At 61.6% G+C, this 15048-nt stretch carries 10 protein-coding genes and 1 pseudogene; 7 read left to right on the plus strand and 4 right to left on the minus strand.

Annotated features, from left to right (window positions below):
* Positions 1–4 precede the first annotated feature (4 nt).
* The 5 genes and pseudogenes from I1A62_RS22870 to I1A62_RS22890 all read left to right on the plus strand — a co-directional run bounded on the left by I1A62_RS22870 (position 5) and on the right by I1A62_RS22890 (position 6856).
* Positions 5–1210, plus strand: a complete 1206-nt coding sequence (locus tag I1A62_RS22870) for a cytochrome P450 (protein WP_124394107.1) — start codon at positions 5–7, stop codon at positions 1208–1210.
* Between the two features lie 39 nt (positions 1211–1249).
* Positions 1250–2185: an alcohol dehydrogenase catalytic domain-containing protein gene (locus tag I1A62_RS22875; protein WP_124394106.1), complete on the plus strand. Its 936-nt coding sequence runs from the start codon at positions 1250–1252 to the stop codon at positions 2183–2185.
* Positions 2186–2202: 17 nt separating this feature from the next.
* Positions 2203–3339: pseudogene (locus tag I1A62_RS22880) on the plus strand (acetyl-CoA C-acyltransferase).
* A gap of 444 nt (positions 3340–3783) precedes the next feature.
* The gene (locus I1A62_RS22885; RefSeq protein ID WP_219459992.1) at positions 3784–5247 is read left to right on the plus strand and encodes a 3,4-dihydroxy-2-butanone-4-phosphate synthase; all 1464 of its coding nucleotides are present in this window, start codon (positions 3784–3786) and stop codon (positions 5245–5247) included.
* A 442-nt stretch (positions 5248–5689) separates the two neighbouring features.
* The gene (locus tag I1A62_RS22890; protein ID WP_124394104.1) at positions 5690–6856 is read left to right on the plus strand and encodes an LLM class flavin-dependent oxidoreductase; all 1167 of its coding nucleotides are present in this window, start codon (positions 5690–5692) and stop codon (positions 6854–6856) included.
* Positions 6857–7011: 155 nt separating this feature from the next.
* Here I1A62_RS22890 and I1A62_RS22895 read toward each other — a convergent pair whose 3' ends face one another.
* Together I1A62_RS22895 and I1A62_RS22900 are read right to left on the minus strand one after the other, a co-directional pair.
* Positions 7012–8127 (minus strand): LLM class flavin-dependent oxidoreductase, encoded by a 1116-nt coding sequence (locus I1A62_RS22895; protein ID WP_257890871.1) that lies wholly within the window; start codon positions 8125–8127, stop codon positions 7012–7014.
* 60 nt (positions 8128–8187) lie between these two features.
* Positions 8188–8589 (minus strand): nuclear transport factor 2 family protein, encoded by a 402-nt coding sequence (locus tag I1A62_RS22900; RefSeq protein WP_124394102.1) that lies wholly within the window; start codon positions 8587–8589, stop codon positions 8188–8190.
* A gap of 233 nt (positions 8590–8822) precedes the next feature.
* Here I1A62_RS22900 and I1A62_RS22905 point away from each other — a divergent pair, with 233 nt between their 5' ends.
* A complete protein-coding gene (locus I1A62_RS22905; protein WP_219459994.1) occupies positions 8823–11492 on the plus strand; it encodes a LuxR C-terminal-related transcriptional regulator in 2670 nt (889 codons plus the stop codon).
* A gap of 128 nt (positions 11493–11620) precedes the next feature.
* Here the strand turns inward: I1A62_RS22905 and I1A62_RS22910 are convergent, their stop codons facing one another.
* On the minus strand, positions 11621–12373 hold the full coding sequence (locus I1A62_RS22910; protein ID WP_225858293.1) for a carboxymuconolactone decarboxylase family protein: 753 nt from the start codon (positions 12371–12373) through the stop codon (positions 11621–11623).
* Positions 12286–13947 carry a class I adenylate-forming enzyme family protein gene (locus I1A62_RS22915; protein WP_219459997.1) on the minus strand — a complete coding sequence of 554 codons (1662 nt, stop codon included), beginning with the start codon at positions 13945–13947 and terminating at the stop codon, positions 12286–12288. Before I1A62_RS22915 ends, I1A62_RS22910 begins: the two co-directional genes overlap by 88 nt.
* Positions 13948–14260: 313 nt before the next feature.
* Here I1A62_RS22915 and I1A62_RS22920 point away from each other — a divergent pair, with 313 nt between their 5' ends.
* Positions 14261–14977 (plus strand): TetR/AcrR family transcriptional regulator, encoded by a 717-nt coding sequence (locus tag I1A62_RS22920; RefSeq protein WP_225858292.1) that lies wholly within the window; start codon positions 14261–14263, stop codon positions 14975–14977.
* The last annotated feature ends 71 nt before the right edge of the window (positions 14978–15048 follow it).

Here is a 15048-nt window from a genome sequence, read left to right on the forward strand (position 1 = left end):
TGCCATGACGACAAGCACCGAGACCCAAAACCTTCCCAGCAACGTACCCCCAGAGCGAGTGGTCGATTTCGACATGTTCGCGCCGGGTGACATCAGCAACGGCCTTCAGGCCGCGTGGGCCGGGTTGCAGGTCAACGGGCACGGCCTGGTATGGACGCCGCGCAACGGTGGACACTGGATAGCGGTGCGCGGCAACCTCATCAAGGAAGTATTCGAGAACCACGAGACCTTCTCGAGCAAGTGCCCTTTCTTGCCGAAAGAAGCGGGCGAGCAGTACAGTTTCATACCCACCTCTCTCGACCCGCCCGAGCACCGGCCGTACCGGAAAGTACTCAACGCCGCCGTTGGCCCGGGATCGATCCGCCGAATCGAGGGTGAAATCGAAGGCATCGCGGCTGGCCTGATCGAGTCGATCGTCGCCGAAGGCAAGTGTGACTTCACGAAGGCGTTCGCCGAGATCTTCCCGGTCGAGGTGTTCTTGCGTCTGGTTGACCTGCCGAGCTCGGATTCTGCTCGCTTGAAATACATCGCGGACCAGATGACGCGACCCGACGGTACGATGACGATGACCGAGGCAACGAACCTCTTCTTCGACTACCTTGGGCCCGTTATCGACGAGCGACGCGAGAATCCCGGTCCGGACGCGATCAGTGCGGTTGTCACGAGCACCGTAGAGGGACGTCCGCTGACCCAGGACGAATGCCTGCGAATCTGCGGTCTGCTTTTGCTCGCCGGACTGGACACTGTCGTCAATTTTCTCAGTTTCATGATGCAACATCTTGCCGAGAACCCCTCCGATCGACAGACGCTCGTCGACAATCCGGAACTCATCGACAACGCGGCCGAGGAGTTGCTGCGTCGATACGGATTGGTTGCCGACGCTCGAATTATCAACGGCGACAGCGAGATGGACGGAGCTACCCTCCTCGACGGTGACATGGTCGCCGTGCCGACGATGCTCTTCGGACTGGATCCGCAAGTGACTGGATGCCCCATGGACGTTGACCTACGTCGAAAGGATCCAGAACACTTCACTTTCGGCCACGGAGTGCATCACTGTGCGGGCTCCTACCTTGCCCGGAAGGAGATCACGACGACACTGAAGGAGTGGCTCGCCCGTATTCCGGATTTCGAGATCGTTCCCGGAGAGAAGATCGAACACCGATCCGGAATCGTCGGCGCTGTTGTCAGTTTGCCACTGCAGTGGTGAAGTCCTCGCACACATCGACATCGACAGGCTTCTGATCAGATGAAGGCATGGCAATTCACAGCGATAGACGAGCCACTCCACAAGGTCGACTTGGCTGACCCCGAGCCCGGACCCGCCGACATCATCATCGATACCGGGGCCGTCGGTCTATGCCACTCGGACATCGGATTCATGGACGGGACCATCACGGACCTGTTGGGGCACGTACCCATCATCCTCGGACACGAGATCGTTGGAACCGTGTCTGCAGTCGGACCTGACGTCACCGAGTTCGCGAAAGGTGACCGCGTCGGAGTGCCTGCCACTACCGATGGGCCGGGAACCGCGCTGAATGGTGGGTACGCACAGAAAGTCAAGGTGCCTGCCCATCTCCCGGTCAAACTGCCCGACGGGCTCTCATTCCGCGATGCCGCGCCGGCGACCTGCTCCGGACGGACTGCGTACCGAGCAGTACATACCGCTGGGCAGGTCCAATCCGGGATGAAAGTCGGCATCATCGGCTTCGGCGGTCTCGGCTACTTCGGGGTCCAGATTGCGCTAGCGGCAGGGGCCATCGTGTTCGTCTCCGAGCTGAACGAGTCACGGTGGCCACTCGCGCGCGAACTGGGCGCGAAGGCGTGTTCGAAGGACATCCGCGATTTCGAGTCCGAGCAATTGGACTTGATCATCGACTTCGCGGGCTCCGACGGAACGCTGAGTTCCGCGGTTGATGCCATTCGACACAGTGGCCGCATCGTCGAGGTGGGCCTGGGGGTGGCGACATCATCGGTGTCCATTCCCAACATCACGATGAAAGAAGTCCGCATCGTAGGCGCGTCCAATGGAACGAAGGAGGAAGCGCGCGCGATCCTCGCACTTGTCGCGGAAGGATCGGTTCGGCCCAACACCGAGCAAATCGCGTTCGACGACATTCCCGAGGGGTTGCGCCGCCTGGAGCAAGGCGTAACGGACGCGCGCCTGATCGCGGTCCTGTAACCGGAGCCCGTACTCCCATCGGAAAGCTGGCCGGGGCGTTTGCCTCGCTCAGTGCCGCCGAACTCGGAGCGCACGCCATCCGTGGCGCCCTCGCGAGGGCAGGGGTCGACACGAGCGCGGTGGATGCAGTCATCATGGACAATGTCGTCCAGGCAGGCGTCGGGCCTAACCCTGCACGCCAGGCAGCGGCAGCGGCGTCCATTCCACTCACCACCCCAGCGGTAACCGTCAACACCTGTGCCTGTCCGGCTGCAGGCAATCATCGACGCAGACCGGCTCATCAAGTCCGGTGACGCCGATATCGTCGTCGCAGGTGGTATGGAGTCGATGACCAGCGCTCCCTACATCGTGCGTGGAGCACGCGTCGGATTACGTTACGGTGCAGCATCTCTCGAAGCCGCACTTGACCGCGATGCCTTGATCTGTGCGTTCGACGAAGTACCCATGGGCGCGGCGACCGACCGCTACGTCCAGTGCACCGACCTGGATCGCGCGGACCAGGATGCCTTCGCTGCGCGCTCGCACGAGCTGGCTGTTGCGGCGACCGAGGATGGCACATTCGACGACGAGATCGTTCCAGTGGAGATCAAGTCCCGCCGTGGCACTACGACGATATCTGCCGACGAGGGCATCCGCAGTGGCACTACCACGGAGAGTCTGGGCAAACTCCAGCCCGCATTTCTCAACGACGGCACCATCACCGCCGGATCCGCGTCGCAGCTGTCCGATGGCGCGGCCGCGGTGGTTCTGATGAGCAAGGCGACGGCCGAAGGACTCGGCCTCGAATGGTTGGCCGAGCTCGGGGCGTCGGCGTTTGTCGCCGGTCCGGACACGTCGCTGCTCTACCAGCCCGCCAGTGCGATCGCGAAGGCTGTTGAGAAGGACGGCGGCCTGAAGGTGAGCGATCTCGACGTCGCGGGATCAACGAGGCCTTCGCCGGCGTCGCCCTTGCGTCGATACGTCAACTGGGCATCGACGCCGACAAAGTCAACATCCACGGCGGAGCCATTGCACTCGGACACCCTGTCGGCATGTCCGGCGCACGGCTCGCACTGTCGCTTGCACACTCGTTGAAGCGTCGCGGCGGTGGCGTCGGCGCTGCAGCGCTGTGCGGTGGCAGTGGCCAGGGAAATGCACTGATCATCAGGGGGTAGAGCGGCCCGAGCGGCCTTACACAGCCGAAGCCTGTCGCCGGTGCACCTAGGCACCTTCGTCAACGTATGCAGACGCCACTCACGACCACGTCCAGGCAGCCTCGCCGACCGCCCCCGACGCGACGTGAGGCCGCGGACCACCGAGTAGTCCGCAAGGCACTGATTTCACCAACGCCATCCAAAGATGGCTCGCACAGGGCGACGCACCCCCTGCCGGTGTCGTACTTGGACATCGACACACGCCCCTTCACTTCCCCACTTCGGATCGTCCGTGCCACCAGGCTGCACTCACTCGGGTACGGCACCGGGCACATCTCCCGTACGGCCGAAGTGCGGCGATCCGCGGAAACATTTCAATGTCCACGTTGATGTTGACAGCGGCGAGCATCTTTGCGACGCTCGTCACAGTGCTTTGGCAATCACCTGGAAGAATCGAGGCCGACGATGGACTGTCCGACCACTCGGGTACAACGCGCCGTGTCCGATCTCAGCGCAGGACGACCTGTTGTGTTGACAGGCGCGAATCCGGCAGATGACGCCCACATTCTCCTCGCGGCGGAGAAGTCAACTGTCGAGTCGACAGCATTCCTGGTGAGGTTCGGCTCCGGTCTGGTTTGCGCTGCGCTTCCCGCTATCGAATGCGACCGTCTTCAGCTCACCAGGATGGTTGGCGAGGATCGTGACCATTCCGGCATCGAGTACACCGTGAGCGTCGATGCCGTCGGGCCGGGCACCGGCATATCGGCCGCAGACAGGGCCCGAACGCTACGCATGCTGTCGGACGGGTCCAGCGTCGCTGATGCATTCACCCGGCCAGGACACGTGCTGCCGGTGCGTACGGATCCTGCCGGGGTCCTGGCGCGTCGAGCTGCTGCGGAAGCCGCAGTCGACCTGGTCAGCGTGGCAGGTCTCCGTCAGGCCGGGACCGTCACTGCCCTGGTCTCCGAGGACGATCCCACCCGCATCTCCAGCACCGAGGAGGCACAGCGGTTCGCCGCCGCCCACGGACTGGGTGTCGTCTCGATCGAGGACGTAGTCACCTACCGGCGAATGGCCGAATCGCATCTCCACACACAGTTCACGCTCATGCGGTCGTCGACATTCGGACAGGTCCGTTGCGTCGGATATCGCAGCGACGTCACCGACTCCGAATATGTCGCATACTCTCTCGACTCCGCCTCGCGTCTCGGCGTGCCCGTCGTGTGTTTGGAAAGCGAGGTCGACCCAGCGCCGCACCTGACACCTGACATCGCCACCGCCGCCTTGGCCACGATAGCCGACAATGGCTACGGCACAGTGGTTGTGGCGCGCCACAGCAACGGTGCAGTGGGGTCGGCCGACGTCAATGCAGACCTAGTCGAGGTCGTGCGGGAATGCGGATATCGCTCGCCGATTCTGCTCAACTTCTCACCAGAGGCTCGGACGATGATGTGGCATTTCGGCATGAGTATAAGTAGTGGGCCATTCGGTCCCGTCTCGTCCGACAGCCCCCTACCCAGCTCGCAAGCCATGGCGGAGAACGACGTGCAGTCCACCCACGTCGTCGGGACGGTTGTGCGTGGCGATCAGCGCGGCCGGGAGCTTGGATTCCGGACTGCAAACCTCCAGCTAGAGGATTCCAACTCGATTGCAGACGGAGTGTGGGCCGGTCGGTGCTTTCTGCCGGACGGCTCGGATTTCACCGCCGCCATTTCGATCGGCCGGCGACCCACCTTCTACGGGCGGTCGGGGGCAAGACTCCTCGAAGCTCACCTGCTCGACTTCTCGGACGACCTCTACGGCCTCACGATCACTGTGCAGCTGGAGCATTGGATGCGTGGGCAGGCAGCCTTCGCATCGAAGGAAGAACTGATCGCGGCACTCTCGGCCGACGTGGTACGAACCCGAACCTTGATGAGCGCTGTCTGATGACACGACGCCGGACTCGCCCGTTTTGCACGCCGAATCGAATACTTCTGTTACAAAGACATTTTCGCCACTAGCTCTAACCGGGGTTGCAGGGCGCGATGCATAGCACTTCTACTGCTCGAGCACAAAAATCAACGTCAACGTGGCAGTTGACAGTGATTGCGATCACCATTATTCTGGATGTGCGGTGATCGGCTTGTGCGCACCAAGGACACAGCCGTGCTGAGTCGCCGATAGCACCGAGCCCGGCGCGATGCCTTCACGCCCGTCACAGATCGGGCCGACACGAACACATACGGATTCGCATGAATGATGCAATCCCGCAACGAGCGACCGAACGACTGGAGGCTCATTCCAGAGAGCGATCCGACCGGAATGCACGGCACTGTCAACACGACCGAAATCTATACCTCGACGACGACAACAGATTGGAAGATCGAAGATGGAATGCGGAATTTTTCACACTCCGTACATGCGCCCCGGGCGCAGGGACAAGGAGACGTTCGAGTACTCGCTGCTCCTTGCTGCGGCCGCCGACAAGTTCGGCTATCGCGACTTCATGGTCGGCGAGCACGGCATGCAGGCGTGGGAGAATATCCCCAACCCTGAACTGCTGATCGTCGCGGCCGCGCAGATCACCGAGCGGATGCGATTTGCGCCGATGGCGCACATCGTGCCTCTCCACAACCCGTCGACACTCGCGATCCAGGTCGGGTACACCTCTCAACTGCTCGAGGACCGCTACTTCCTCGGAGTTGGGGCTGGGTCCTGGGAGAACGAGGCGGTACTGCGTGGTCAGCCCGGCGACCTGTCCGAAGCGCACCCTCGATTGATGGAGGGGCTCGAGGTGATGGACAAGGTGTGGCGCCAGGAACCCTTCAACTTCGAAGGCAAGTACTACAAGGCCGCCCGCCTCGACAGCCAGATCGATCCCGGCAGCGTCGCATCGCATGGTGAGTTCAAGGTCAAGGAGGGCGAGGAATACCATCTGACCGCAGATCACTCGCCGCACGGCGGCGCAGACGGTCTCGAGATTGCTGTCACTGGTCTGAGCAAGAACTCCCCGTCGCATCGACTCGCCGGCGAACGCGGATGGACCCCCATCTCCTTCTACGGCGGTTCTGCACTACTGAAGTCGCAGTGGGATACGTACTCCGAGGCGGTCCGATCCATCGGTGGAACGCCGCAGGGTGCAAACTTCAAGATCGCCCGCGACGTGTACGTTGCGAAGACCGACGAGGAAGCGAAGGAGCAGGCCAAGAACGGCGCCCTGGGCCACGCGTGGAAGAAGTACCTCATGCCGGTCTACCAGAAGTACCGGATTCTTCAGGGCTTCATCGACGATGCAGACAAGAAGGTCGACATCGACGATGTCGACCTGGACTATCTGGCCGATCATGTCTGGTTGTGCGGTAGCCCCGAAACCGTCATCGCCAAGATCGAGAAGACCTTCGAGCTGGCAGGTTTCCGGTACGGTCAGCTGGCTGTCAACACCCATGACGCTCTGGATGATCCGGCACCGTGGGTGGAGTCACTGCGCCTGTTCGCGACGGAGGTCGTCCCGAACGTGCATGTGGAGGGCACGCACGAGACGGTCGCTGTGAACTGACAGTCACACTCGGTTCTATTTCCCTGGACATTCATCGGTGCACTGGGCACCGGGGTTCGATGGATGAAGCATCGTTCCCCTGAGACGTAGCGGTGATGAGGGCGACTTGCCCTCATCACCGCTACGTCATTTCTGTGCTTCGTTCGAACCGCGCACTACGCCGTCACCGCTGTAGGAAGTGAAATCTTGGGAGCCACTTCCTCCTGAATCATTGCCAGCGAATTGAACCAGGGCGCCGGATCGTCGGAGTAGTCGTGGGATTCGATCTGCAGGGTGCCCCATCCGCCACTGGCCTCGAACAACGTATTGATCTTCTCCACGACGGTGTCCGGTGAGCCCACACAGAACACGTTGTCGACAACCCATTCGAGGTCGACGTCGGCCCTGTCCGCGCCGGCGTCCTTGATGAAGCCGTCCATCATGCCGAATCGCCACCAGATCGGAATGAGGTAGCGCTCGAAGCAGTACCCGATCGGCCCTTCCATCACGAGCCGCTTCGCCTCTGTGTCCGTGTCGGCGACGAATACCGTCTGGGACACGTGGTAACGCGAGCGATCAGCGACGTGCCCATTGGCCTCCGCGGCGGTGGAGTAGATGTCCCAGTGCATCTTCAGGGCGTCGAGACCGGAGAAGATCGACATCGGTCGGAATCCACGCTCGCCCGCAAACTGCATCGACGGTGACTTGGCGCTGAATCCGGTCACGGCGATCTCCGGTGCACCACCCCACGGACTGAGGTCGGCCAGCTTGTGCTGGTCGTCGCCCTCGTCGCCGTGCTTCTCTTCCGGGTAGCCCGCGTTCCAAAAGCGTCCCTCGTAGAAGAACGGCTCGCGCTTCCAGATTTTCTCCATGATGTCGAGGGACTCGCGGACCATCTCGTTGGTGAACTGCGTGTCTTCACCGTTCTTGATGCCATGAATGTACGAGGCGTCAGGATAGGCGCCGGCACCCACGCCGAGGAAGTACCGGCCCTCGAGGATCTGCGACAGCCAGCCGACCATGATCGCGAGCTTCGCCGGATTATGGTGGGGAAGGATGTGAGCCATCGGCGCAAACTTGATCCGCTCGGTCTGGCGTGCGGCTGCTGCGATGATCAACTCTGGGTTGGGGATATTCTCCCAACGCTGTGATGCGTGCTCGGAGAACATGATCGAGTCGAAGCCGATCTTGTCGGCCTCGACGGCTTGCTGTACGCACCAATCGAACGTCTGGCGCGCGGTCCGCTCGGGGCGCATGTACGGGTGGACGATGAGTCCGGTTTCCATTGCCATCGTGAACTGCCTTTCTACGAAGTTGTGGTCGTTTGCCCACTGCTGGTACGGAATCCTCTGTCAGGCAAAGAAGATGTCGTATGCGTGCTTGGTATCCATGTACTCCTTGACGGACAGGATCTTTCCGTCACGGATCTCGAACAGGAAGTGGTACTGGTTTTGATAGACCCTGCCGTTCTTCAACTTCGCGTACGACGTCGCCTCGACAGCCACCCTGTCGCCTTGCGCGATTGCCGAGTTGGGGGTGACCTCGAGAGCTCCGTTCTCGTACACGGACGTGACGCCGCCGAGCAACGCTCCGAGGCCTTCCCTGTCGTAGCTCCCCGACATCCCGTCGATCCCTCCCGATACCCAGTAGGTCGCCTCCGGATGGAGAGTGTCGAGAATCCGCTCCACGTCGCCCGTAGAGAAAACCTTTGCGAAGTTGTTGGCCAAGTCGATGTTCTGTTCCGGGGTGCTCATGGGTGCTCCGTTTCATTCCGCTGTGCCCTGGATCACTGTTCACCCCCTGGGGTCGTTGGCGAAACCGTAGTTGCACTCGGATCGCCACCCTGTCGCAGATCGACAAACTCCATGCAGGTCAGGACGAAAACACGGTCGGTCGTGAACTGATCAAGATCTGTCAATGCGTGTGTTGTCGGATCTTGACCACGCGGACCGGGACAGACATGATCGACCAGTGACACCGATCACAGATGGTCGCGTGCAACAGAGAGGACACCGTGAACGCTGACGAGTGGCGCGAGATAGTCGAGCTTCGGCAAGCCGGTGAATCGATCTCAGGGATCGCGACGCGCTTGAAGGTATCGCGCAACACAGTGCGCCGCGCCCTGGACTTCGAGGCACCGCCCCGGGACCACCGGCCGCGGTCAGGTTCGTCAGCTGACGCCCTGCGACCGCGGATCGCGGCGGCGCTCGATGCCGACCCGGACGTCACGGTGGCCCAATTGCATCGGGAGCTCGAATGGAGCGGATCGCGAAATACTTTGGCGGCCGCGGTCCGCCGAGTCAAGGAGGAGCGTTCGCCACGAACGACTGGCACGCGCACGTCGAACACCCGCATTGCCAGTGCAGCCGATATCCCACTCTTTTCGACAAGTTTCGTCGGCCGCGTCGAAGAACTCCACAAGATCCGGGTACTGCTAGGCGACAGTCGCCTCGTCACCGTCGCCGGCCCAGGCGGTATCGGAAAGACCCGACTCGCAGCAGAGGCCGCAACCGCATACCGACGCGCATTTTCCGATGGAATCCGCTTCGTGGAGCTCGCCGCCCTTCGAAGCGAATCGTTACTCCCCCAAACCATCTTGGACACGCTCGGGTTCGACGAGCGCGACACACCGGACCGCAGTGCCACCGAATCGCTCCTCGAATCGGTCCGCTCCAAGCACCTGCTGCTGGTGCTGGACAATTGCGAGCATCTCGTCGGCGCGTGCGCAGAGCTGATCTCGCTGATCTTGCGACACACCGAACACGTGAAGATCCTGGCCACCAGTCGCGAAGTGCTGTCGATCCCGGATGAGTACGTGCACGTCCTCGAGCCGCTGTCCACCTCGGACCACCGCGACCCGGACAGGCCGGGAGCCGCCATCGAGTTGTTCGAGAACCGCGCATCGGCCGCACTGTCCGGATTCACCATCACCAATTCGAGCCGGGACGCTGCACGCCGGGTGTGCACGCAATTGGACGGTATGCCGTTGGCCATCGAATTGGCGTGTGCGCGCTTGACCGCGCTGTCCGTAGAAGACCTCGCAGAACGCCTCGACGACCGGCTGGCATTGTTGACGACGGGCAACCGTGGCGGGCCGAGCAGACATCGAAGCCTGCATGCGACGGTCGAGTGGAGCTACGACCTCTGCACCACTCAGGAGCAGGTACTCTGGGCCAGATTGTCCATTTTCTCCGAAGGATTCGATCTCGCCATGGCCGAGAGCATCTGTGCTGGTGTTCCTGTCGACGCCGCGAGCATTCTGGATACGATCACCGGTCTGATCGGCAAGTCGGTGTTACAACGCACAACCAGCGAAGGTCGTGTTCGATTCAAGATGCTCGAAACGATCCGGCACTTCGGCGCCGGCAAACTGTCCGACGACGAGAAGGCTGAATTGCGGGTGGAACACCTGCGTTGGTGCGCTGAGCTGGTACACGCCGCCCGCCGGTCATGGACAGGGGCCGAGCAGGAGGGTGCGAGCACCCGGCTTCGGGAGAACCGCGCCAACCTGCGGTCGGCACTGCAGACTGCGCTGACCGACCGCGGTCACGAGACGCTGCACCTTGCATCCGGCGTCGTCGCGACGTGGTTCCTGTGGTCGTCGGCGTTTTCGGTCCGTGAACACCGGATGTGGGTAACCGAGTTCCTTGCGCTCGCCGATCTGACCGGGGACGTCGTACCGCAGCTCTACGCCACTCTGGGCGTGCTGCAGACAATGCAGGGCGACAGGGCCGAGGCAGTCCGAACACTCGACACAGCGGCACGACGCGCACGCGAAATCGGCGACGACGCGACGCTTGCCTTCGCCTTGCAGACGCAAGGCCTCAACACCTACCTCGGCGGCGATTTCGAGGGCGGCGAACGCCACCTGTCGGACGCGTTGGCACTGTACGAGCGCCTCCCCGGCATTACCGATCTCATGTGGACCGCCCACATCGAAATGGGAATGCTGTACAGCTCGAGCGGAGAGGACGAGCGCGCTGCCGAACACTTCGCATTCGTTCACGCCCGCGCGTCGGCCGCGGGAGAGAAATGGATGTTGTCCTATGCCGTGTACGGGCTGGGGTTGGTAGCGCTCGTTCGCGGCCGTTACGACGAGGCGATCACCCATGCGATCGAGGCCCTCGCACTCAATCGCGCCTTCGACGACACGGTCGGAGCCACACTGGTCACGGACCTTCTCGCCTGGGCGGAGGCAGCGGCAGGGTCCGGCGAACGTGCCGCCGTACTTCTCGGCGCAGCATCGTCGATGTGGGATTCGTTCGGCATGCAACTATACGGATCCCGGCACTGGGTCCAACGACGAGAGGTATACGAATCGCGCGCGAGGACTGCCCTCGGCAGCTCGGTCTACTCCGCATCCCATCGTCGCGGCTCTACGTTGTCGATGGCCGAACTCATCGCGTTCGCCCTGGACGAGGAGCTACCCGATAGCCACGGGCCGTCATCGTACCCGGCTGCCGGGCTCTCCCCTCGCGAGAGGGACATTGCACAGTGCGTCGCGGAGGGGCTCACGAACAAGGAGATAGCGGACCGCCTGGTCCTGTCCGTCAGAACCGTCGAGGGGCACGTCGCACACGTACTCCGAAAGCTGGGACTCGCTCGCCGCCACCAGGTGGCTGCCGCGCTCACGGTCGACAGGGTCCGAGAGGTGTGAACGCCAGCGGCGACGGAAACCGGATCGGTGCGATGCGCCTGTCGGCACGAACCCTTACGCGTCCGAACGCAAGGCTCGGCGAAGCCGCCGTGTATCTCGTGCCGACCGGCGCACGGAGAGGGCGGATGTCAGCCGACGCCGCGGTGTCCGGGAGCTGCTGCCGCGATGTCGAGAACTTCGCGGATACTGCGTGCCCCGGCACCGAGGTCTAGCGCGTTCTTCAGGTGCAGCAGAAACCCGGGCTTGTATCGGTGGGTTGGAGTGGAATCAGCAGCGAGAGAGATCAATTCCTTGGTCACTGCCCGCAACGCCCGACTTTTCCAAGGAACCGCGCAGTAGTCGAAGAACGCTACGAACGTTTCTGGTGACATCCTGAGCAGTGCGTCGAAGAAGCCCGGAAGCTCGTCCTCCATGCGCTGCCAGTACGGATCGGTACCGATGTGACGATCCCATAAGGTCTGCCGTGCCTCGTCGAGCGGTTCGACCTCGCCCCCGCTTCTGCGACGAACTGCACTCGACAACTGCCTGGACGACTCGAACAGTGTGTGCACACCGAGTCCCGATACCACCGTCAACGCTTCCTGAATCTGCGCAGCGTCGAGGCCCAGGTCGAGTGCTTCCTCGATGTAGCGGCCGGTACCCGCGACATCCATCGTCGTTGCGACCGAGCACACTGCGATGTGTGTGAGCACACGTGTCTGCTGATCGAGGGCGGATCCCTCGTCCACTCCGTCCAAAATCTCTTCGGCCAACATGCGAAGATCTCGGACGTCGAATTCGACTGTCACGGAGCTCATCCGGCTGTGCTCAATGCGTTGGCGGGTGTCGTCAGTTGCTCTTTGAGCCCCCGCTTGTTGATCTTCGTTGCCGACATCGGCCACCCTCCGGGCTCGACGAAAAACACTGCGCGCGGAATCTTGTACCGGCCGATTTGGCCGTCACAGAATGTGATCAGCTCGTCTTCTGTGATTTGGTGGCCTTCTCGGACCTCGACAAATGCCACGGGCACTTCGTCGAGCCTGTCATCAGGCCGGCCGATGACAGCTGCAGTCAGAACGGCAGGATGTGAACACAAGAAGGACTCGATCTCGATGGCCGCGACGTTTTCACCACCGACCTTCAACATGTCCTTGAGCCGTCCGTGGAACACCAGGCACCCCGACTCGGTGCGACTGTAGAGGTCTCCCGTCCGCAACCAGCCATCGGAATCGATTGTCTCGGCGGTCTTTACGGGATCCTTGTAATAACCCTCGGTCACGCAGTAGCCGCGAATCAGGATCTCGCCGGGAACCCCCGCCGGTTGGTCCCCGCCGTCAAATGGATCGACGATACGAATCTCGATTCCCGGCACGGCCTTTCCTTGCGCACTGCTGCGGTCCTCGAACGACTCGTCCGGCTCGCTGAGGGCATAGATTCCGGTAGTTTCCGTCATTCCGCACGCAGCCATCAGCTCGGCCGCCGGGAACAGATTCTGAACCTCTTCGATGAGAATACGGGGACCGATCAGGAACACGTACCGAATCGAGTCGAACTCGGCCGCGTCAAACGTCGGATGCGCCATCATCATCTGCATCGGCGCAGGGAACCACGGCCAGACGCACGTCGGCCGCTCGGCCCTGATCAGCTCGATGGCGCGGCCAGGTTCGAAGAACGTGTCGGTGAGGAATGTTCCCCCGGCACCGATCGCACCGATCAGCGGAGCCAGCGCCGCGATGTGGAAGAGCGGCCCGCCCGCCCAACTGATGTGGCGGTCCCCTGCCGAGAGGCGGCCGGTCGCCCGCTCCACCGGACCACGGGTCATCGATTCGTGGGTGAGCAAGCAGCCACGCGGGTTGGCGGTCGTCCCCGAGGTGTACAGGATCGCGGCGATATCCCGCGTCCTGACTCGTCGGCGATGTCGATGGACGAGCGATGGGTCGACAGTCTCTGCTGCAGCATCCAGGTCCTCCCTGGAGGTGAATCCGAGCTTGTTCGCGCCTCGGAGCAGTAACGCACGACGCAGACGCGGCGCTTCGGGAAGGTCGAGGTCGCCGTGGCCATCGGCAGTCGCCAACGACGGCAGCGCTTCGTGTAGAACCTCGACAAAATCAACGTAGGCGTCAGGACTGGATACTGTCAGTAGCGCGGTGATGTCCGCGTTCTCGACGATGTAACCCAGTTCCTTGGCCTTGTGCCGTGCATTGAGCGGTACGACGACGGCCCCGATCAAAGCCGATCCGAAGAATCCCTCGACGAATTCGATACCGTTCGGCGCCAGAAGCGCGACATGGTCGCCGGACTGAACTCCCATAGCCAGCAGCCCACGTGCAACCGAAACTGCACGCTCGAGGACCTCAGCGTAGGTGAATCGCTCCTCAGGGAACACGATTAGGTCGCGGTCGGGATGTGCGTGTGCTCCACGCACCAACAGATCGCCGAGCGGAGTGACGGTGCACCAGTCGCCGAAGTCAGTCATGTCGTCCTCAATTGTCGATCGTCGTAAGCAATATCGCCGACGAATTGCCTGTATGAATGGCACAGAGTTCGCGTGCTGCGCGTAGAAGATCTCGTTGACGTTCACGCTAAGCGACTCACGTCGCGCTGTCAACGTCAGAGTTGATTGTGTCAACATAAAATTGTGTCGACACGAGAGCGAAATCTGAAGTTGAAAACTCTCCCGGCGGCCCGCTCTCGACCAGGGCTAGACCGCGACCGTGATAGCAGATCACCTACATCGTTCGGAATCTGCTCTACGCCTGGACAATTTGATCAAGCGAGAATCTACGTAGATGTTGATCAATCACGCCGGTCCCGGCATATTGTTCGACATGACTACCTCGACCGCAGCCAACAGCGGCATGAGCCGACGCCGTCGCAGTGCCCAAAATGACAGCAGCCCCAACTACCAGGCCAAGCGCCAGGAACTGTTGCTCACTGCAGCAGCCATCTTCGGAGAGAAGGGCTTCGAAGCGACGACACTCAACGACATTGCCGAGCGGTTCGGGACCGATAGAGCCTCGATTTACTACTACTTTGCGAGCAAGACAGAGCTGTTTCAGGCCCTTTTTCATGACATCTTGGTCGGTGTGCTCGATGAGAACATCGCGTTTGCTGAGGAAATCATCGGTAGCGACGAAGACGCGATCGGAAAACTGCGCCGCCTCATCGAGCAACAGATGAACTCATACGAGAGGAACTATCCCTACGTCTACCTGTATATCCAGGAGGACATGGCTCAGTTGCAGTTGGACACAACGTCGTGGGGTAGGGAGATGGCGCGTAAGACCAAGCGCTTCGAAACCATTGTTCTCGATACCCTGCAACAAGGCGTCGACGAGGGCACCCTGCGTAGCGAGGTACCCGTGCAGCTGATGGCGAAGTCGCTGTTCGGGATGATCAACTGGACACATCGGTGGCTCACACCGGGAATGCGCAAAGTCGATACCAAGCAGACCAGCGAGGCCTTCTGTGCTTTGTTCCTCGAGGGCGCGAGGTTGAGAGAATGACACCGACACGCCACACGCAGTGAGCAATTCCTGGGCTGTGAGGCCCTGTGCACTGGGTCAGGAAGCGATCA

Source organism: Rhodococcus sp. USK10, assembly GCF_019378875.1.
Lineage (GTDB): Bacteria > Actinomycetota > Actinomycetes > Mycobacteriales > Mycobacteriaceae > Rhodococcus_F > Rhodococcus_F pseudokoreensis.

What these genes read in the sequence shown, in the direction of transcription:
- I1A62_RS22900 (WP_124394102.1), bottom strand. Translation starts at nt 8,589, where the DNA reads ATGAGCACCCCGGAACAGAACATCGACTTGGCCAACAACTTCGCAAAG.
- I1A62_RS22905 (WP_219459994.1), top strand. Translation starts at nt 8,823, where the DNA reads ATGGTCGCGTGCAACAGAGAGGACACCGTGAACGCTGACGAGTGGCGC.
- I1A62_RS22890 (WP_124394104.1), top strand. Translation starts at nt 5,690, where the DNA reads ATGGAATGCGGAATTTTTCACACTCCGTACATGCGCCCCGGGCGCAGG.
- I1A62_RS22885 (WP_219459992.1), top strand. Translation starts at nt 3,784, where the DNA reads ATGGACTGTCCGACCACTCGGGTACAACGCGCCGTGTCCGATCTCAGC.
- I1A62_RS22895 (WP_257890871.1), bottom strand. Translation starts at nt 8,127, where the DNA reads ATGGCAATGGAAACCGGACTCATCGTCCACCCGTACATGCGCCCCGAG.
- I1A62_RS22920 (WP_225858292.1), top strand. Translation starts at nt 14,261, where the DNA reads ATGTTGATCAATCACGCCGGTCCCGGCATATTGTTCGACATGACTACC.
- I1A62_RS22870 (WP_124394107.1), top strand. Translation starts at nt 5, where the DNA reads ATGACGACAAGCACCGAGACCCAAAACCTTCCCAGCAACGTACCCCCA.
- I1A62_RS22915 (WP_219459997.1), bottom strand. Translation starts at nt 13,947, where the DNA reads ATGACTGACTTCGGCGACTGGTGCACCGTCACTCCGCTCGGCGATCTG.
- I1A62_RS22875 (WP_124394106.1), top strand. Translation starts at nt 1,250, where the DNA reads ATGAAGGCATGGCAATTCACAGCGATAGACGAGCCACTCCACAAGGTC.